This is a genomic window from Achromobacter sp. CF-sbj1-Ac2-l (assembly GCF_052698165.1).
This window is the reverse complement of record NZ_CP199855.1, coordinates 59,159-78,607: the sequence shown is the minus strand read 5'-3', so window position 1 is coordinate 78,607 and position 19,449 is coordinate 59,159. Positions and strand designations below refer to the sequence as shown.

The following is a 19,449-nucleotide window of genomic DNA, read 5'->3' as shown; positions in this document are numbered from 1 at the left end:
GCGTTCGTATCCCCGCGCCGCGCGCTTCCTGCGCGCGGCGTCGCCACGCCGCAACCCCCTTACTCCGCTTCGCCATCCCGTGACCTACACCGGCCGCTTCGCCCCCAGCCCCAGCGGCCCGTTGCACGCGGGCTCGCTGGTGGCCGCGCTGGCCAGCTGGCTGGATGCGCGCGCCCACCACGGCCGTTGGCTGCTGCGCATCGAGGACGTGGACACGCCGCGCACGGTGCCCGGCGCGGCCGAAACCATCATGGGCCAACTGGAGGCCCTGGGCCTGCGCTGGGATGGCGACATCGTCTGGCAATCGCAACGCGGTGACGCCTATCAGGCGGCCTTCGACGCGCTGGCCGCCCGCGGGCTGGTCTATGGCTGCGGCTGCACCCGCCGCGAGATCGCCGATTCGGCGCTGCGCGGCCAGGCGGCGCCGGGCGCGGACGGTGAACGCCCATACCCCGGCACCTGCCGCCACGGCCTGGCGCCGGGACGCGAGGCGCGCGCCTGGCGCGTGGTCATGCCGGAAGGGGTGGAGCGTTTCGAGGACCGCTGGCTGGGGCCACAGGAGCAGGACGTGGCGCGGGCGGTGGGCGACATCGCCGTGAAGCGCGCGGATGGCCTGTGGGCCTATCAACTGGCGGTGGTGGTGGACGATGGCGCGCAGGGCGTGACCGACGTGGTGCGCGGCGCCGACCTGCTCAGTTCGACCGCGCGCCAACGCGTGCTGGGCCGGCTGCTGGGCCTGCCGCCAGTGCGCTACCTGCACGTGCCGTTGATCCTGGACCCTGCCAGCGGCCTGAAGCTGTCCAAGCAGAACGGCGCCCCGGCCATCGACACGAGCGCGCCGCTGGCGTCGCTGCAAGGCGCCTGGCGCGCGCTGGGATTCGCGCCGCTGGACGCGCCGGACACGGCGGCCTTCCTGCGTGAGGCGACGGCGCGCTGGGCCGCGCGCTTTCCGCTGCCCTGATCCGGCCTGTCACTCCTACAACGGCTGCAGATCCTCGCCCAGCATGCGCACCAGCAGGGCCTCGCCGTTCTCGGCCACGCGCAGTTCGCCGAACTTGGCGACTTCATAGCGCTTGGCCTGGCCTTCGGGGAAGAAATAGGCGTTGGTGACGATGCGCACCTGGTTGTCGCGCACGCGATAGCGCAGCGGCACTTCGCCGTCGCCATGCGGCCTGGCGTCGGTCTGAATGCGCACGGGCTGGTACACGCCGCGCGAATCGCCCGTCAGCATGACGTAGCCGTCGGACGCTCCGCCCATGACGGAGTCCTCCGTGTCCTGGCGCTCGCCGCCCAGCCGCAGCCGGGTGACTTCGCGCCCGGCGGCGAAGTTGAGCGCCATGTAGTCGCCCTGCATCAGCGAGCGCGGGTCGACCGGCGCCAGTTCCAGGATCACCGGCTTGCCGCTGGCCAGCAGCTTTTCGCGCTGCCAGATACTGCCGTTGGCCACCACCAGCACCAGCGCCAGGCCGCCCAGGATCGCCAGGGTGCGCCAGCGCAGGGCCGGCGAGACCGGCGGCAGCGGCGCGCGGCGCGACGGGTCCTGGGTGCGCATCAAGCGCGGCACCAGCCACACCAGCACCCGCAGCACGAACAGCAGCACGGCGCCGCCGCCCAGCCACAGCGCCTTCTGCAACAGCGGCACGTCGAGCTGGTAGTAGTACACGCCCAGGTAGGCCAGCAGGCTCAGTACGCCGAAGATCGTGACGCCCAACTGGTTCAGGCCGAAACCCAGCAGCAGCCAGGCCAGCGCGAAGCCGACCCCGGGGCTGGGCAGCCAGAACAGCGCCAGCAACAGCAGGGCGATGGGCACGCCCCAAATGACGCCGGGGGTCAGCACATGCCGGCGCGGCCACAGCACCGCCATCGCGGCCGCCGCGGGCAAGACGGCGCCCGCGCACACCAGCAGCGCGGTCTGCGGATGCAGTTGCCACATGGCCGGCAGTTGCAGCACCGACAGGCCGCTGGCCAGCCACACCATGCCCTGCACCGACAGCAGAAAGGCCCAGGCCAGCGGTTGCAGCGCGTGGCCGCGCTTGCCGCCCAGCCGGTGCGCCAGGGTCAGGATCACGGCCGTGGCCCAGGCGCCGGTCACGGCGATGGGCAGCCAGATGAAGGCGGCGCGGGCCATGTCGAGATACAGCAGGGAGTCGATCATGTCCTCGCGCAGCAGCTCGGGCGCCAGGATGCGCCAGATCAGGCCGGCGCCGGCCAGGGCGATCAGCCCGCCACTCAGGAAGCGCAGGATCACGTCCGGCCCCAGCGCGTACACCGCCGTGGCCATCAGCAGCACGAACAGGCAGGCGCTGGCGAACGAGGTCGAGCTGGACATGCCGTAGATGATGAGGATCTGGCCGGCGAAGGCCATGGCCGTGCCGCACTGGCGCCAGAACGGGCCGGCGTCGCTGCGCAGCACCGCCACGCCGGCGGCGCACAGCACCAGGCCGGCCACCAGCGCGCCTTCCTCTGAATTGATGATGCCGGAGAAGGCCACGAACACCAGCAGCAGCAACGTGGCCAGCCAGGCGCTCAGGCCCAGGATGCACTGTACATACCAAGGCGGTTCGGTATGCGGCACGGCGGGCGGCGCCACCTGGGCGACGGGTTCGCCTGCGTCGGCGGGGTCGACCGCGTTGCCCGCCGAGGCGGCGGCCGGCTCGGCGTCGGCGGGCGCGGCGGCGGCGACCCGGGGCGGCTGGGCCAGCCCGCGCAGCCAGCGCGCGGCCCAGACGCCCTCGGCCATCAGCAACGCCGCCAGGGGCAGGGCGGCCCAGACGCCGGGCTCCAGCCGCAGCAGCCACTCGCCGACGATGCGCAGCGAGACGCAGATGGCGCCGGCCGCCAGCATGGCGAGAATGACCAGATCACGGCGGCCGCGCTGGTAAAAGAAACCCAGGCCCAGCGTCACGGCGATCCAGGCCAGGCTGTTGACGGAGCCCAGGCCGCGCAGCATGAAGTCGCCGAACATCAGCGCCACCACCAGCGGGCTGACCACCAGCGCCGCCAGGACCCGTGGTCCGATCAGGGTGCTGGCGCGCCAGCGGCGCGCCGCCAGTTCCCAGCCCAGCAGCAAAAGCAGGTTCCAGGCGGCCACGATCAGGCTGGCGACCTGGGGGCCGCCGAAGATCAGCCACCAGGCGAAGGCGCGCTCGCCCAGCCACAGGACCAGGGCGACGTTGGTCACCAGCGCCCACAGCAGCCAGACGGCCTGGCTGGCCGCCACCAATGCCCACGGCAGCAGCAGGACCGCCCACCAGGCGAACAATTCCCAGGTATCGGCGCCAGTCTGGTAAGTTTGGCCTAATAACGCGAGCAGGGCGCCGAGCAGGATGCCGGCCAGGGCCAGCAGCGCGCCGGGAATGCTGCGGCGCACGCCAGGGGTGGCGCGCAGGCGCAAACCGGTCCACGCGGCCGCCAGCGCGGTCAGGGCCAGCAGGCCCTGCGTGCCGGCGAAGCGCTGGATTTTTGTCATGTCCTGCCAGTTCGCCGCGACCCAGCAGATGGCGGCGCTGCCGAGCAGCAGGACCCCCAGCCAGAGGGTGCTGCGCGCCAGGAATTGGCGCCATGCGTGAAGTTCCGATCCCACTTGCCGTTCAATGCCGACTTGCATCTCGCGAAACTCCGATCTTATTATCCGCGCTACTACGGCGGGACTGCCGCCACTGGATACACATGAATAAAACGCTGATTATTGCCGAGAAGCCCTCGGTGGCCCTTGATATATCACGCGCCTTGGGAGGCTTTGCGCGCGAGGGCGACTATTTTGAAAGCGAACGTTACGTACTGGCGTCCAGCATCGGGCATTTGCTTAGCTTGGTCGCGCCCAACGATCCGGTCAAGGGGAAATGGAGCTTCACGCACCTGCCGGTAATTCCGCCTGAATTCGAGCTGGGGCCGACCGACAAGAAATCCGCCGAGCGCCTCAAGCTGCTGGTGCGCCTGGCCAAGCGCAAGGACGTCGATGCCATCATCAACGCCTGTGACGCGGGGCGCGAGGGCGAACTGATCTTCCGCTACATCATTCAGTATGCGGGCGTGAAAAAGCCGATCCAGCGCCTGTGGCTGCAATCCATGACCCAGGCCGCCATCCGCGAGGCCTTCGCCAACCTGCGCGACGACAGCCAGCTCAAGCCGCTGGAGGCCGCCGCCCGCTCGCGCGCCGAGGCCGACTGGCTGGTGGGCATCAACGGCACCCGCGCCATGACCGCCTTCAACAGCAAGGACGGCGGCTTCTTCAAGACGCCGGTGGGCCGGGTGCAGACCCCCACGCTGGCCATCGTGGCCGAGCGCGAGGAACGCATCCGCCGCTTCGTGCCGCGCGACTACTGGGAAGTGCGCGCCACCTTCGTGGCCGCCGCCGGCCTGTACGAAGGCCGCTGGATCGATCCGGACTTCAAGAAGGACGAGCGCGACCCCGAGAAGCGCGAGTCGCGCCTGTGGTCGCAGGCCGCCGCCCAGAGCGTGGTGGCGGCCTGCCGCGACCAGCCGGGCAGCGTCACCGAGGAATCCAAGCCGTCGACCCAGATGTCGCCGGCCCTGTACGACCTGACCTCGCTGCAGCGCGAGGCCAACGGCCGCTTCGGCTTCTCGGCCAAGACCACCCTGGCGCTGGCCCAGACCCTGTACGAACGCCACAAGGCGCTGACCTACCCGCGTACCGACTCGCGCTATCTGCCCGAGGACTACATCGGCACGGTGCAGGAAACCATGCGCGCGCTGGCCAAGGGCGGCTCCAACGCCGTCGGCGGGCTGTCGCGCCATGCCGAGACCGTGGTCAGCCAGCACTGGGTCAAGCCGAACCGCCGCATCTTCGACAACAAGAAGGTGTCGGATCACTTTGCCATCATCCCGACGCTGCAGATCCCGCACGACCTGAGCGAGGCCGAGGCCAAGCTCTACGACCTGGTGCTCAAGCGCTTCCTGGCCGTGTTCTTCCCGGCCGCCGAATACCGCGTCACCACCCGCATGACCGAGGTGCAGGGGCATCGCTTCCGCACCGACGGCAAGGTGCTGGTCAATCCGGGCTGGCTGGCCGTGTACGGCAAGGAAGCCCAGGGCGAGGACGCCAACCTGGTGCCGGTGGGCGACGGCGAGACCGTGCGCACCGAGGACGTCGAAGCCGTGGGCCTGACCACCAAGCCGCCGGCGCGCTTTAACGAAGGCACGCTGCTGTCGGCCATGGAAGGCGCCGGCAAGCTGGTGGACGACGAGGAACTGCGCGAGGCCATGTCCGAGCGCGGCCTGGGCACGCCGGCCACGCGCGCGGCCATCATCGAAGGCCTGCTCAACGAGGTCTACCTGCGCCGCGAGGGCCGCGACCTGGTGCCGACCGCCAAGGCGCGCCAGTTGATGACGCTGCTGTCGGGCCTGGACGTGTCGGAACTGACTTCGCCCGAGCTGACCGGCGAATGGGAACACAAGCTCAAGCAGATCGAGCAGGGCGCGCTGGACCGCCAGGCCTTCATGCGCGAGATCGCCCAGATGACGCAGGTGATCGTCAAGCGCGCCAAGGAATACGAGCGCGACACGGTGCCCGGCGACTACGCCACGCTGCAGACGCCGTGCCCCAAGTGCGGCGGGGTGGTCAAGGAAAACTATCGCCGCTTTGCCTGCACCAACTGCGACTTCTCGATCGGCAAGCACCCGGGCGGCCGCACCTTCGAGCTGCCGGAAGTCGAGGAACTGCTGGCCAAGCGCGAGATCGGTCCGCTGCAGGGCTTCATCAGCAAGATGGGCCGGCCGTTCGCCGCCATCCTGCGCATCAGCGACGAGTACAAGCTGGAATTCGACTTCGGCCAGAACGACGAGGACGACAACGAGGCAGTGGACTTCTCCGGCCACACGCCGGTGGGCACCTGCCCCAAGTGCCAGTCGCGGGTGTTCGAGCACGGCATGAGCTATGTCTGCGAGAAGTCGGTCGGCCCTGAAAAGAGCTGCGACTTCCGCTCGGGCAAGGTCATCCTGCAGCAGGAAATCTCGCGCGAGCAGATGGAAAAGCTGCTGACCGACGGCCGCACCGACCTGCTCGACGGCTTCGTGTCCAGCCGCACCAACCGCAAGTTCAAGGCTTTCCTGGTGCGCCAGCCCGACGGCAAGATCGGCTTCGAGTTCGAACCGCGTCCGGAGAAACCCGGCCGCGGCCGCGCCCCGGCCAAGACCGCCGGCGCCGCCACCAAGACGGCGGCGAAGAAGGCGCCGGCCAAGAAGGCCGCGGTGAAGAAGACCGCGACCAAGACCGCCACGAAAACGGCCACCAAGACGGCGACCAAGACCGCCGCCAAGAAAGCCGTGAAGAAGGCCGCGCCCAAGAAGACCGCGGCATAAGCCGCCACGGTCTACACTTGCGTGGCACGACGAGAACGCCCGGGCAACCGGGCGTTTTCCATTGTTGGACGGCAGGCGCCGCTGCGGTATTGTTGACGCCAAACAACCACACCCGATCGAGACCGAGGAAGACATGAGCACGAGCCCCCACTTCACCACCCGCCGCCGCGTGCTGGCCGCTACCGGGGCGCTGGCCGGCGTCACCCTGATCGGCGGCCGCGTCGCCTTCGCGCAGCCCAAGCTGGGCCGCGTGGTCTACGGGCAGGGCAGCATCGACCCGTTCTTCGCGGCTGGATACGTGGCGCTCAAGAAGGGTTACTTCGGCGAAGCGGGGCTGGAGGTCGAGTACCTGAATTCGCAGAGCGGCCCGCGCACCAACCAGTTGCTGGCGGCCGGCCAGATCGCGTTCGGCGCCACCGCGGCCACCGCCGCGCCGGCGCTGACGCTGGCCGGCAAGCCGGCTGCGCTGGTGTTCGGCTTCGACCGCAAGCTGACCTACGCCAACGTCATCGTGCGGCGCGAGGATTTCGACAGCGGCAAGATCAAGTCGCTCAAGGACCTGGCCGGCAAGCGCGTGGGCGCGACCCAGCCGCAGTCCAGCACCTGGCTGATGGCGCTGTACCTGATGCAGAAGGCCGGCGTGGCCGACAAGGTCGACATCCGCCCCCTGGGCGACCTGGCCACCATGCTGGGCGCGCTCAAGACAGGCTCGGTGGCCGCCAGCATGGCCACCATGTCGATGATGGAGCAGGCCCGGCAGGAAGGCTGGGGCGTGCCGATCTTCGACGCCACCACCGAGGCCTCGTGGAACGAATTCATGGGCGGCGACGTGCCGGGCATCGCCGCGCTGACGCTGCATGACACCATCCAGAAGCGGCCGGAAACCGTGCAGGCCTTCGTCACCGGCCTGGTGAAGGCACAGAACTTCATCACCGCCCACAGCGCCGCCGAGATCGCCGACGTGATCTACGACGATTACCTGAACGCCTTCCCGCGCGCCGCCATCGAGAAGACGCTGGGCGTGTACAAGGACACGGTGTTCCTGGGGGACAACGTCATCACCGAGGACGCCTACAACCGCATGACCGCCATCATGGGCGACGGCCGCCAGTTCTCGAACGACGAGATCAAGACGGTGCCGTACGACAAGTGCGTCGACATGCGCTTCGTGCGCCGCGCTCGGGGCTAGTGATGATCACGCTGGACCGGGTGGGCAAGGCCTACCAGACGCGCCAGGGCACCACCCACGCGGTGGGCGAGGTCAGCCTGGAGATCGCGGCGGGCGAGTTCGTGTCGATCGTCGGCCCCTCGGGCTGCGGCAAGAGCACGCTGCTGAACATGATCGCCGGCTTCCTGCCGCCCACCACCGGCCGCATCGTGGTGGACGGACGGGTAGTCGACGGCCAGGTGCCGCCGGCGCTGGGCTACATCTTCCAGAAGGACACGCTGCTGCCGTGGTTCAGCGTCAGGAAGAACGTAGCGCTGGGCCTGAAGTTCCAGGGCGTGCCGGCCGCGCGCATCGCCAGCCGGGTGGCCGAGCTGCTGGAACTGGGCCACCTGACGGCCTTCGCCGACGCCTTTCCGCACCAGCTCTCGGGCGGCATGCGGCGGCGCGTGGCGCTGCTGATGAGCCTGGCGGTGGAGCCGCGCATCCTGCTGCTGGACGAGCCATTCGGCGCGCTCGATACGCACACCAAGACCCACCTGCACCGCGAGCTGATGGAGATCTGGCGCAAGCTGGGCCAGACCGTGGTGCTGGTCACGCACGATCTGGACGAGGCCATCCTGCTGTCCGACCGGGTGGTGGTGCTGTCGGGCCCGCCCAGCCGCGTGCTGCTGGACGAGCGCATCGCCATCCCGCATCCGCGCGACGTCTTCACCCTGCGCGAGACGCCGCAGTTCGTCACCCACGTGCAAAGCCTCTGGAGCGTGCTGGGCCAGCAGTTCCGCGCCGCCGCCTGATTCCGCCATGACCGCTCCCGAATTCACCGATACCCTGCAGGACCAGTTGCGGCTGGACCGCCGCGCCAGCGCGCGGCGGCGCCTGCGCATCACCTTGTGGCAGGTGCTGATCCTGGCCCTCATCCTGGGCTCCTGGGAAACGCTGACGCGCATCCCGTGGTTCACCCAGAACACGCTGTTCGACCCGTTCTTCATCAGCCAGCCGTCGCGCGTAGCGGTGCGGCTGTGGGAATGGCTGCAGCCCGGGCCGCGCTCGGTCTGGCCGCACCTGTGGCTGACGCTGCAGGCCACGCTGGTCGGGCTGGTGGTGGGCGTGGGCAGCGGCTTCATCGTCGGCATGACGCTCAGCCGCAGCCGCTTCCTGGCGGACGTGTTCAACCCGTTCATCGTGGCTTTCAACTCGATGCCGCGCATCGCCTTCGTGCCGCTCATCACCATGTTCTTCGGCCTGGGGCTGGCGTCCAAGGTGGTGACCTCGTGGTTCGTGGTGTTCTTCCTGGTGTTCTTCAACACCTACAAGGGCGGGCGCAGCGTCGAGCGCGAACTGGTGGACTTCTGCCGCACGCTGGGCGGATCGCCGCGCCAGATCCTGTGGCGCGTGCGCATCCCGACCGCCGCCGCCTGGACCTTCGCCGCGCTGCCCAACGCCATCAGCTTCGCGCTGATCGGGGTGGTGCTGGCCGAGTTCGTCGGCTCCACCACCGGCATGGGCTACCTGATGATCACCGCGCTGGCTACACTGAACGCCACCGACATGTTTTCGGCGGTCACGCTGTTGTCCATCGTCGGCATCGCGCTGGTGTACTGCGTGACCTGGCTGGAACGGCGGCTGCTGCACTGGGCGCCCGAATTCCGCGAATGAACCGAGCCGCGACCATGACGACTTCCTTGCCCTATCTGCGCAACTTCGACCTGAGCGGCCAGGTCGCGCTGGTGACCGGCTCGGCCCGCGGGCTGGGCTTCTGTATCGCCCGCGCGCTGGCCGGCAGCGGCGCGCGCGTGCTGATCAACGGCCGCAACGAGCAGGCCGCGGAAAGCACCGCCGCCGCGTTGCGCGGCGACGGCCTGGACGCGCACGCGCTGGCCTTCGACGTCAGCGACGATGCGGCCATGGCGCGGGCGTTCGCGCGCATCGACGCCGAACACGGCCGCCTGGACATCCTGGTGAACAACGTCGGCGCGCGCAACCGCAAGACGCTGGCCGACACCAGCGCCGCCGAGATCCGCGAACTGATCGACACCGACCTGGTGGCCGGCATCCTGCTGGCCAAGCACGCCGCCGAGCGCATGGCGCGCCAGGGCGGCGGCCGCCTGATCGCCATCACCTCCGTGGTGGGCGAGCTGGCGCGAGCCGGCGACGCGGTCTATCCGGCCGCCAAGCAGGGCCTGACCGGCATGGTGCGGGCGCTGGCGGCGGAGTTCGGCGGGCGCGGCATCACCAGCAACGCGATCGCGCCGGGCACGTTCGCCACCGAGACCAATGCGCAGATGGTGGCCGACCCGGCGGTCGGCCCGCGCATCGCGGCCCGCAACCCGACCGGGCGCTGGGGCGAGCCGGAGGAGATCGCCGGCGCGGCGGTGTTCCTGGCGTCCAAGGCGGCGTCGTACGTGAACGGGCACGTGCTGGTGGTGGACGGCGGCCTGTCGATCCAGTTCTGACAGCGCGCTGGCCGTGCGGCAAAAATGAAGGGGCCCGCAAAGGGCCCCTTCATCATGCCGGCGGGCCCGGCAGGGATGTCCGCCTGCCCGGCAATCGCCGCCGGCTCAGGTCGTCTCGTCCTGGTACCAGACGCCCTCGGCCAGCATCATCTTGTGGTGGCCATGGCCGGCCGGCATCATGGGGAAGCAGTTCTCCTGCGCCGTCACCGCCACGTCGAGGAAGTAGGGGCCGTCGTGCGCCAGGCATTCGGCCAGCGCCGCATCCAGTTGCGCCGGGTCCTCGACCCGCGCCGCGCCCCAGCCGAAGGCCCGCGCCAGCGCCACGAAGTCGGGCAGCGAGGCGTTGTAGCTGTGGCTATAGCGGCCGCCGTGGATCAGTTCCTGCCACTGGCGCACCATGCCCATGTAGCCGTTGTTGCACAGCACGACCTTGACGGGCGCCTGGTGCTGCATGGCGGTGGAGAGTTCCTGGATGTTCATCAGCACCGAGGCGTCGCCGCTGACGCACACCACGGTCTTGTCCGGATGCGCGACCTGCGCGCCGATGGCGGCCGGCACGCCGTAGCCCATGGTGCCGGCGCCGCCGGAGGTGAGCCAACGGTACGGCTGGTCGAAGCGCAGATACTGCGCGGCCCACATCTGGTGCTGGCCGACGTCGGTCGAGACGATGGCGTCGCGCCCGGCCAGCGCCGCGTTCAGGCGCGACATCAGGTGCTGCGGCAGGATGGCGTCGGCCGCCGGGGTGTAGCCCAGGCAGTCCTGCGCGCGCCAGGCCTGCACCCGCGCCCACCACGGCGCCAGACGCGCCGGGTCCAGCGGCTCGCTCAGCTCGGCCTGCAGGGCGCGCACCAGCGGCAGGCAGTCGCCCACCAGGGCCACGTCCACGCGCACCACCTTGTTGATGGAAGCGGGGTCGATGTCGATGTGGATCTTGCGCGCATGCGGGCAGAACTCGGACAGCTTGCCGGTGATGCGGTCGTCGAAGCGGGCGCCGATGCAGACCACCAGGTCGGCGTTGTGCATGGCCAGGTTGGCCTCGACGGTGCCGTGCATGCCGAGCATGCCGACGAACTGCGGATCGGAAGCCGGGAACGCCCCCAGGCCCATCAGCGTCAGGGTGCAGGGCGCGCCGCTGGCGCGCACCAGCTCGGTGAAAGCGGCGCAGGCCTCGGGGCCGGCGTTCACCAGCCCGCCGCCGCCGTAGAAGATGGGGCGCTTGGCCTGGGCGATCAGCGCGGCGGCGCGGCGCACCGCCGATTGCGGCAGCTTGGGCGCCAGCTTGCCCGACTGGCGCCGCGCGCGCAGCGCCGCCAGCTTCTGCTGCGACGGGGTGTCGTCGTCGCCGTCCGCGTCGCGCGGCACGGCCAACTGCACGTCCTTGGGGAAGTCCAGCAGCACCGGGCCGGGCCGGCCCTGGCGCGTCAGTTCGAAGGCGCGGGCGGTGACGGCGGCGACGTCGTCCACCGAGCGCACCTGAGTATTCCACTTGGTCACGGAGCGCGAGATGCCGATGGCGTCGCATTCCTGGAAGGCGTCGGTGCCGATGGCGCTGGTGGCGACCTGGCCGCTGATGCACAGCACCGGAATCGAGTCGCACATGGCGTCCAGCAGGCCCGAGGTGGTGTTGGCCATGCCCGGGCCGGAGGTCACGAACACCACGCCGGTGCGGCCGGTGGTGCGGGCGTAGCCCTCGGCGGCATGCACGGCGGCCTGTTCGTGGCGCACCAGCACGTGGCGCAGGCGCGGCTCGGCGTAGAGCGCGTCGTACAGCGGCAGCACGGCGCCGCCGGGATAGCCGAACACGGTGTCCACGCCGTGCGCAATCAGCGTTTCCAGCAGAATCCTGGCCCCATTGGCGGGGGGAGTTTCAGGGGCGGCAAGCGCGGCGGCGACGGAGGGGTGCAGGCGATCGTTCATGCTATCCATCTTATTGGGAATCCGGGAGAATATTTATCTTCTTTTCCACGCATTGCCGGCAAACGCAGTAAATTTATCTTTGGATCGGAGGAATCAAAGAAAATGAACCTGGACAAGTTTGATTTGGCGATTTTGCGCGTGCTGCAAGAGAACGCCCGCGCCAGCCTCAACGACATCGGCGCGGCGGTCGGCCTGTCGTCCACGCCCTGTTGGAACCGTATCAAGCGCATGGAGGCCGCCGGCGTGATTCGCGGCTACACGGTCGACATCGACCCGGCCAGCCTGGGCTTCATGGACACCGTCATCGTCCACGTCACGCTGGAGAGCCACAGCGAGGAAACGCTGTATGAATTCGGGCGGGCGCTGGCGCAGATCCCGGAAGTGCTGGAAGCCTTCCTGGTGTCGGGCGACTACGACTACTACATCCGCATCGCCGTGCGCGACACCCGCGACTACGAGCGGCTGCTGCGCGAGCAGTTGTACCGCATCCCCGGCATCCGCCACAGCAAATCCTGCTTCGTATTGCGCCGCCTGAAGGAAACCATGCTGCCGCTGAACGGGCCGACGACCTGAACGAGCGCGGCCGGGCAGCGGAGCTGGCGCGCAGGAACCGTGGGCGCGCTGGCGCGCCGGGGCCGGTCAAGACAACGCATCCCGCGCCCAGACACGCGCAAGGCGCTTCGCGCCGCCTGCGCGGCGCCGCGGCGATGTCAGTGCAGCACGCAGTCCACCGGCTGCGCCGGCTCGGGCAGCGGCCGCACGCCCAGCCCGTCGAGCAGGTCGATCTCGATCACCCGCGCCAGCGCCGACAGCGGCAGATCGTTTTCCTCCAGGCCGAACGGGTCTTCCAGCTCGTCGCCCAGCGCGTCCAGCCCGAAGAAGGTATAGGCGATGATGGTGACCGCCACCGGCATCAGGTATTCCAGCGTGCCCACCAGCCCGAACGGCAGCAGCAGGCAGAACAGCCAGGCCGTGCGATGCAGCAGCAGCGAATAGGCGAACGGCGTCGGCGTGTACTTGATGCGCTCACAGGCCGCCTGGATCGCCGCGCACTGCGCCACGCGCTGGGTCAACGCCTGATAGAGGATGTCGGTCAATTCCCCGCGCCGCAGGCAGGCCGCCAGGTCGCGGTTGATCGCCAGCAGCAGCGCGTCGGGCACATTGCGATTGCCCGCCAGCGTATCCAGTTCCTCCGGCTGCACCCAGGGCCGCACGGCCGCCAACACGTCCTGGTCTCGCAGCCGCGCCGCCAGCGCATAACCGAAGCCGATGCAGCGCCGCACCAGCCTTTCCTGCACCGGATTGGCGGTGCTGGCCGCCAGCAGCACCGCGCTCTCGCGCGCCAGGCTGCGGGCCTGCACGATCAGGTCGCCCCATTGCTTGCGCGCTTCCCACCAGCGGTCGTAGCAGACGTTGTTGCGAAACCCCATGAACACCGACAGCGCCAGCCCGAACAGCGAGAACGGCACCGCCGACAGGTGCGTGGGCGAGAACCATTGACGGTGGTACATCCACACCACCACGCACGACAGCAGCGTAATGACCAGGATGCGGCTGAAGATGCGGGGAATGATCGAACCGCGCAAAACAAAGAACAAACCCAGCGCGGAAGGACGCGGACGGACAATCATGGTGCGGGTAAACAAAGAAACAAGGCGGCGCCCACTATACGCCTGTCATCCTGTCATGAGCGCGCCGATATAATTCTGTTTCGTCTCACCGCCACACTGCCGCCACTCAATGACCTCCGAAGACACCCCCATCAAGCCCTGGTACGTCGTGCGCCGCTCCAAGCTGCACGGCAACGGCGTCTTCGCCGCCCGCAAGATTCCCGCGGGCACCCGCATCATCGAGTACGGCGGCGCCCGCATCAGCGCCAAGGAAGCCGACCGTCGCCACCCCACCAACCCCGACGATCCCTTCCACACCTTCTTCTTCGCCCTCAGCTCCGGCCGCGTCATCGACGGCGGCGACCAGGGCAACGACGCCCGCTGGATCAACCACTCCTGTGAGCCCAACTGCGAGGCCCAGGAAGGCAAGCACGGCAAGCGCGTCTACATCGTCGCGCTGCAGGACATCCCGCGCGGGACCGAACTCTCCTACGACTACGGCCTGGTCCTGGACGGCCGCATCACCAAGGCCCTGAAGGAAGGCTACAAGTGCCTCTGCGGCACCCCGCCGTGCCGCGGCACGATGCTGGCGCTGCCCGAAAAGAAGAAGAAAAAGAAAAAGGCCGAAGCGCCAGCGGAACCGGAAACCGCGAAGTAAGCAAGCGGCGTGGGCGCCAACAGCACAGCAACAACGGCTGCGCTCGCCCAACACCCGATATCCGGCCCGCCCCAAACCACGCTCGCGCCACCGCCATGCGACCCGCGACCGTGGCGATACCCGCCAACCGCCGTCCCGCCCGCCCATTATCAAGACCACGCGGCGCCCGTCCCTAACACCAGCCGCTGCGCCGCCACGCCGGCCCAGCAGCCAACCCGGCACCGCCCCGACGCAACACACCCAAACGCCAAAGAAGGCCGCCCGCGCGGCCGCCTTTGGCGACCCCGCCCCCCCTCCGACCCAGCCCGGCTCTTGGCCAAAACGCCAAGCAAGCCACCCGCCCCCACGCCCGTGAAGTGACCACCGACCGAGCCGGGGGTGGCGGGGCTTGGGGGGAGCGGGGCGTGTAGATGCGCCCAACGGAAACCGAAGGGAGCCGAAGGCGGACGAGGTTGAGGCAGGGGCAGTCCGGAGCGAACGCTCCGGACCGCAATCGTAGCCCCGCTCCCCCCAAGCCCCGCCACCCCCGGCGTCTTAAGAACCCACCCCCACCCAAAACCCCACCCGCAATAAGCATATTCAGCGCCCCTCCCAAGACCAGCGTAAAATCCCCGATGTCGTTAACACGACAAACAAGCAGTACGTCTTCAGGGCGGGGCGAAATTCCCCACCGGCGGTATGCCAAGCAACTTGGCGAGCCCGCGAGCGCCCGGCGTCCTTCACGGAGGACACCGGGGTCAGCAGATCTGGTGAAATGCCAGGGCCGACGGTCACAGTCCGGATGAGAGAAGATGTGCCGTCACACGCCCCCTGTCCGCGCCCCATACGCGCGGGCAATCGGTTTGCGTTCGGCTGTCGATTAGCCCTGAAACGTTTTTCGCCCACTTTTTCGCGAGAGCGTTTCAATGTCCAACGTTACCCTTACCCCGCAGTCCCCCCTCCCCAGCCTGGCCGCCCAGCCCTTCGCCGCGCGCCTGCAACGCGCCCTGCATCACCTGCGCCTGGGCCGCCCCGTCATCCTCATGGATGACTTCGACCGTGAAAACGAAGCCGACCTCATCGTCGCCGCCGACAAGCTGACCGTGCCCGTCATGGCCCAGTTGATCCGCGACGGCAGTGGCATCGTCTGCCTGTGCCTGCCCGGCGAAACCCTCGACCGTCTCGACCTGGCCCCCATGGTCCAGCGCAACCAGAGCCGCTTCGCCACCGCCTTCACCGTCTCGATCGAAGCGCGCGAAGGCGTCAGCACCGGCGTGTCGGCCGTCGATCGCGTCACCACCATCCGCGCCGCCATCTCGCCCACCGCCCAGGCCGAGGACATCGTCAGCCCCGGCCACGTCTTCCCCCTGCGGGCCCAGCCCGGCGGCGTGCTGACCCGCCGCGGCCACACCGAAGGCTCGGTCGACCTGGCCACGCTGGCCGGCCTACGTCCCGCCGGCGTGCTGTGCGAACTGATGAACGCCGACGGCACCATGATGCGCGGCGCCGCGCTGGAGCGCTATGCCGCCCAGCACGGCCTGGTCGCCCTGACCATCGCCGAACTGGCCGACCACCTGCAGCAACTGCGCGACGGCCAGGCCCAGCCGGTCGATGACGAAGTGCTGGAAATGGCCGCCACGGTCTGAACGAAAAAGGCGCCCGCAATAGCGGGCGCCTCGATCGTCAAACCAGTCTTCGGACGCTTAGGCGGCGGCCACCCGGCCCCGCAGCGCCATCGCCACGAACACCGCGCCCAGCGCGCACGCACCACCCAGCGCATAGACCGCCCCATAGCCCCGCATCCCGGCCAACCAGCCGGCAACGGGACTGGCGATGCCCAGCGCCACGTCCAGGAACGCCACATACGCCCCCATGGCCGCGCCGCGGCTGGCCGGCGGCACGCGCCGCACCGCCTCCACACCGAAGGCCGGGAACGCCAGCGAATAGCCCGCGCCGCTCAACAGCGCGCCGGCAAACGCCCACGCCGGCGTCGGGCCCATCCAGATCAGCCATTGGCCGACCGCCTCGATCAGCACGCACACCAACGCCACGCGCGCGCCGCCCAGCTTGTCGGGCAACCCCGCGAAGAACAGCCGCGCCACGATGAAGCCGACCCCAAACAGGCTGAACATCCACGCCGCGCCGTCCCAGCCGCGCTGCGCGAACAGCAGGCTGATGAAGGCGGTGATGACGCCGAAACCCACGCTGGTCAGCGCCAGCCCCAGGCCCGGCAGCATCACCATGCCCAGCACGCGGTAGAACGGCGTGCGCACGCCGCCGGCCGCCGGCACGCCGCGCTGTGGCAGCACCAGCGCCAACGCCAGCACCGGGATGAACACCGTGGCCCAGGCGATGCCTTCGAAACCGGCTGCGCCGTAGAGACGCATGCCGGCGGGCGCGCCCAGCCCGAAAGCGGCGTAGATCGCCACGCCGATCCAGGCCATCACTCGGCCCGCGTTCTGCGGTCCGACGCGGCCCACGCCCCAGCTCAGCGCGCCGGTGACGATCAGGCTTTCGGCGCAGCCCATGAGGGCGCGGCCGGCCATCAACGCGGCCAGCGCCGCGCGTGGTTGCGGGGCCAGCGTATCGGCCAGCAGGTAGAGCAGGCCGGCCGCCGACCCGAGCAGAAAACCGGTAACCACCGCGCGCCTGGCGCCGCGACGATCGGCCAGCGAACCGGACCAGGCGCGCGACAGCAGCGCCGCCGCGAACTGCAGGCCGGCCACGATGCCGACCACCAGCGCGCCCTGCGCCAGCACGCCGTCGACGTACAGCGGCAGCACCGGCATGGGCAGGCCGACCATGAAAAAGCCGACGAAGACCGCCAGCGCCAGGGGCAATATCTGCATGAAAACGGGACGCGCGGTCCCGCCGGCCGCGGGCAGCGCCGTGGCCGTCGATGCATTCGACATGAGGATTCCTTGAAAGGGGGAAGCGGCACCGCATGGCCGGCTCGCCGTAATCGACGATGGCATAATCGGCCGGTGCTCGACGCAATTCCAGTTGCGTATCGAAATTTTATGAGCCGGTGCTCAGGTTTGAAACTCGCTTTCCCCGAACCCAATGACATCCATCCCGCAGCCCCGTAAATCGCCGCGCCAGCAACGTTCGCAACAGACCGTGGACACCATTTTGCAGGCGACAGCTCGCGTTCTGGCCGAGCACGGCTACGCAGGCACCAACACCAACCTGATCGCCGAGACCGCCGGCGTCAGCGTCGGCTCGCTGTACCAGTACTTCCCCAACAAGAATGCGCTGATCGCGGCGCTGCACGACCGCCATGACCAGCAGATGCTGGCGCTCATCGACGAGGTGTTGGACGGCAGTCCCGCGGCGACGCTGCGCGAGCGGGTCGCGGCGATCGTCGCCGCGTCGCTGCATGCGCATCTGCTGGAGCCAGCGCTGCACCGCGTGCTGGAGCGGGAATTCCCGCTGTTCGACCAGCCGCGCGAACACAGCCGCGCCGACCAGGACATCCACCGGCGCATGCGCCACCTGCTGGAACTGCATCGCGAGGAGATCGCGCAGCAGGACCGCGAGCTGGCGACCTACGTGGTGCTGCGCATCATGGAATCGTTGGTGCACGCGGCGGCGCTGGAGCCGCCGGCCGGCTTGAGCGCGCAGCAACTGGAGCGGGCGGTGGTGGATGCGGTGATGGGATACCTGGGCATGCCGCCCCCCGCCGCCAAGGCCCGGCCCGTGCGCGCGGCGGCCCGCAAGGCCGGCGCGGCCTGACACCACGCGAGGAGCGCGCGCCGACGGCGCGGCGCCGGCGTCCTAGCCGCGCGCCATGCGCGCCAGGCAGTCGGCCGCGTCGCCCACCACGATGCGGGCGCTGCACGCCAGCATCAGGTTCAGGTTCAGGCCGAAGTCTTCGACCGTGCAGCCCTGTGCGTCCACCGCGCGGTCCGGATCGTCGGCGGCCACGCCGACCGCGACCTGCTGGCGCACGCTGCCGGCTTGCGCCGTATAGCCCCACACCGGCTTGCCCAGGGCGATCGCATAGCCGACCTCGAAGGCCGTGCCCGAATCCGGTTCTGCGCCGCGGAACGTATTGAGATTGGCCATGACCAGGTCGGCGCGCTGGATCATCGCCACGTTGGCCTGGTAGATCCATTGCGCCAGGGCGGCGCCGGACAGGCCGGCTGGCGCCGCGTTGTCCAGCGGGTACAGGCCTTCGAAACCATGCGCGGCGGCCAGCGCCTTGAGCCGCTCGCCGTGCGCCACGGCATCGGGCAGGAAGACGTCGAAACCGGCCAGGTAGACGCGGCGCACGGGCTTACTCCGGATCGGCAACCGAGAACGCTTCGCCGGTGGCGAAGAACGAACCGCCCGCGACGTAGTGCACCGAGCGGCGCGCGTCGTCATCGAAGTGCCAGCGGTTGCCGGAGAACACGTCGGGCGCGGCCCAGGCGGCCACCACCTCGCCGATGAACAGGTCATAGGCCTGCTGGTTGTGCGGCTCGGGCACCACCTTGCATTCGAGCCAGCCGAGGCAGCCTTCGATCAGCGGCGCGCCGATCTTGCTGGCGGGGAAGGTGCCCAGGCCGCTGGCCTTGAACTTGTCTTCATCGCGCCCCGAGTGCGAGCCGACCTGCAGGGTGGCCTGGGCCTGCGCGCGCGACGGGATGCACAGCGCGAATTCGCCGGAAGCCTCGATCAGCGTGCGGGTGTAGGTGTTCTTGTCCACCACCACCAGCATCTTGGGCGGGCTGAAATCCAGCGGCATGGCCCAGGCCGCGGCCATGACGTTGCGTTCGCCGCCGTGGGCGCTGGTGACCAGCACGGTGGGACCGTGGTTCAACAGCAGGTAGGCGCGGGGCAGGTCGACGGGTTCGATGGCGGACATGGGCAGCCTGTTCAGAACATGCCGTTCTTGTTGGCGGGGTTTTCAGGGATTTCCTGGCTCACGTCCCAGTGCTCGACGATCTTGCCGTTCTCGACGCGGAAGATGTCGACCACGGCCTGGCCGCGGTCTTCGGGCGATTCGCGCCACAGGTTGTGGATCACCACCAGGTCGCCCTCGGCGATGACGCGCTTGATGTCGACGCTGGCCTGCGGGTGCTGCTCAAAGTAATGGGGGAAGAAATCCACCATCGGCTCGACGCCGTCGCGCATGTAGGGATTGTGCTGGGTGTAATTGTTCCTGGCGACATACAGGCGCACCGCCTCGTCGATCTCGCGGTCCTGGAACATCATGCGGAAGAACGCCACCACGATGTCCTTGTTCGACTGCGGCGCGGCGGCCTGGACCGGGGCCAGACAGGTGGCAGCCAGCAGCAAACACAGGGCCAACGATTTCAACTTCATGCTCATACTGACTACTCGGGTCGTGCGCCGGTT

At 69.1% G+C, this 19,449-nt stretch carries 17 protein-coding genes and 1 riboswitch; of the genes, 10 read left to right on the top strand and 7 right to left on the bottom strand.

Annotated features, from left to right (window positions below):
* The first annotated feature begins 79 nt into the window (after positions 1–79).
* The gene (gluQRS, locus tag ACUDCK_RS00365) at positions 80–961 is read left to right on the top strand and encodes a tRNA glutamyl-Q(34) synthetase GluQRS (protein WP_175167312.1); all 882 of its coding nucleotides are present in this window, start codon (positions 80–82) and stop codon (positions 959–961) included.
* Positions 962–976: 15 nt separating this feature from the next.
* Here the strand turns inward: gluQRS and ACUDCK_RS00360 are convergent, their stop codons facing one another.
* Positions 977–3,607 carry a GDYXXLXY domain-containing protein gene (locus ACUDCK_RS00360; protein WP_175167313.1) on the bottom strand — a complete coding sequence of 877 codons (2,631 nt, stop codon included), beginning with the start codon at positions 3,605–3,607 and terminating at the stop codon, positions 977–979.
* A gap of 62 nt (positions 3,608–3,669) precedes the next feature.
* Between ACUDCK_RS00360 and ACUDCK_RS00355 the strand changes: the two genes are divergently transcribed.
* The 5 genes from ACUDCK_RS00355 to ACUDCK_RS00335 all read left to right on the top strand — a co-directional run bounded on the left by ACUDCK_RS00355 (position 3,670) and on the right by ACUDCK_RS00335 (position 9,942).
* A complete protein-coding gene (locus ACUDCK_RS00355; protein WP_054485405.1) occupies positions 3,670–6,321 on the top strand; it encodes a DNA topoisomerase III in 2,652 nt (883 codons plus the stop codon).
* Between the two features lie 133 nt (positions 6,322–6,454).
* Positions 6,455–7,510, top strand: coding sequence for an ABC transporter substrate-binding protein (locus ACUDCK_RS00350; RefSeq protein WP_116791605.1), 1,056 nt, complete (start codon positions 6,455–6,457; stop codon positions 7,508–7,510).
* 2 nt (positions 7,511–7,512) lie between these two features.
* Positions 7,513–8,283, top strand: a complete 771-nt coding sequence (locus tag ACUDCK_RS00345) for an ABC transporter ATP-binding protein (protein WP_020925717.1) — start codon at positions 7,513–7,515, stop codon at positions 8,281–8,283.
* A 7-nt stretch (positions 8,284–8,290) separates the two neighbouring features.
* Entirely contained in the window at positions 8,291–9,145 is an 855-nt protein-coding gene (locus tag ACUDCK_RS00340) for an ABC transporter permease (protein ID WP_175167314.1), read from the top strand.
* 14 nt (positions 9,146–9,159) lie between these two features.
* Entirely contained in the window at positions 9,160–9,942 is a 783-nt protein-coding gene (locus ACUDCK_RS00335) for an SDR family oxidoreductase (RefSeq protein ID WP_175167315.1), read from the top strand.
* 105 nt (positions 9,943–10,047) lie between these two features.
* On the opposite strand, the gene ilvB is transcribed toward ACUDCK_RS00335, so the two are convergent.
* Entirely contained in the window at positions 10,048–11,868 is a 1,821-nt protein-coding gene (gene ilvB / locus ACUDCK_RS00330; RefSeq protein WP_175167316.1) for a biosynthetic-type acetolactate synthase large subunit, read from the bottom strand.
* A 93-nt stretch (positions 11,869–11,961) separates the two neighbouring features.
* Between ilvB and ACUDCK_RS00325 the strand changes: the two genes are divergently transcribed.
* Entirely contained in the window at positions 11,962–12,432 is a 471-nt protein-coding gene (locus ACUDCK_RS00325) for an Lrp/AsnC family transcriptional regulator (protein WP_006389474.1), read from the top strand.
* 137 nt (positions 12,433–12,569) lie between these two features.
* Here ACUDCK_RS00325 and ACUDCK_RS00320 read toward each other — a convergent pair whose 3' ends face one another.
* Positions 12,570–13,490 (bottom strand): bestrophin family protein, encoded by a 921-nt coding sequence (locus ACUDCK_RS00320; RefSeq protein ID WP_054504561.1) that lies wholly within the window; start codon positions 13,488–13,490, stop codon positions 12,570–12,572.
* A 109-nt stretch (positions 13,491–13,599) separates the two neighbouring features.
* Here ACUDCK_RS00320 and ACUDCK_RS00315 point away from each other — a divergent pair, with 109 nt between their 5' ends.
* A complete protein-coding gene (locus ACUDCK_RS00315) occupies positions 13,600–14,127 on the top strand; it encodes an SET domain-containing protein (protein ID WP_175167317.1) in 528 nt (175 codons plus the stop codon).
* A gap of 639 nt (positions 14,128–14,766) precedes the next feature.
* Positions 14,767–14,924, top strand: a riboswitch (FMN riboswitch).
* 108 nt (positions 14,925–15,032) lie between these two features.
* The gene (gene ribB / locus ACUDCK_RS00310; RefSeq protein ID WP_054518256.1) at positions 15,033–15,752 is read left to right on the top strand and encodes a 3,4-dihydroxy-2-butanone-4-phosphate synthase; all 720 of its coding nucleotides are present in this window, start codon (positions 15,033–15,035) and stop codon (positions 15,750–15,752) included.
* A 57-nt stretch (positions 15,753–15,809) separates the two neighbouring features.
* Here ribB and ACUDCK_RS00305 read toward each other — a convergent pair whose 3' ends face one another.
* Positions 15,810–17,018 (bottom strand): MFS transporter, encoded by a 1,209-nt coding sequence (locus ACUDCK_RS00305; RefSeq protein WP_175167318.1) that lies wholly within the window; start codon positions 17,016–17,018, stop codon positions 15,810–15,812.
* A gap of 151 nt (positions 17,019–17,169) precedes the next feature.
* Between ACUDCK_RS00305 and ACUDCK_RS00300 the strand changes: the two genes are divergently transcribed.
* Positions 17,170–17,841: a TetR/AcrR family transcriptional regulator gene (locus tag ACUDCK_RS00300; RefSeq protein WP_175167319.1), complete on the top strand. Its 672-nt coding sequence runs from the start codon at positions 17,170–17,172 to the stop codon at positions 17,839–17,841.
* Positions 17,842–17,883: 42 nt separating this feature from the next.
* Here the strand turns inward: ACUDCK_RS00300 and ACUDCK_RS00295 are convergent, their stop codons facing one another.
* From ACUDCK_RS00295 to ACUDCK_RS00285, 3 genes are read right to left on the bottom strand one after another with little or no spacing between them, the layout of a single operon-like run.
* On the bottom strand, positions 17,884–18,381 hold the full coding sequence (locus ACUDCK_RS00295; RefSeq protein ID WP_054504497.1) for a nucleoside 2-deoxyribosyltransferase: 498 nt from the start codon (positions 18,379–18,381) through the stop codon (positions 17,884–17,886).
* 4 nt (positions 18,382–18,385) lie between these two features.
* A complete protein-coding gene (locus ACUDCK_RS00290; protein ID WP_054504496.1) occupies positions 18,386–18,955 on the bottom strand; it encodes a flavin reductase family protein in 570 nt (189 codons plus the stop codon).
* 11 nt (positions 18,956–18,966) lie between these two features.
* Complete coding sequence (locus tag ACUDCK_RS00285) at positions 18,967–19,422, bottom strand: nuclear transport factor 2 family protein (protein WP_054504495.1); 456 nt, start codon at positions 19,420–19,422, stop codon at positions 18,967–18,969.
* Positions 19,423–19,449: the final 27 nt, after the last annotated feature.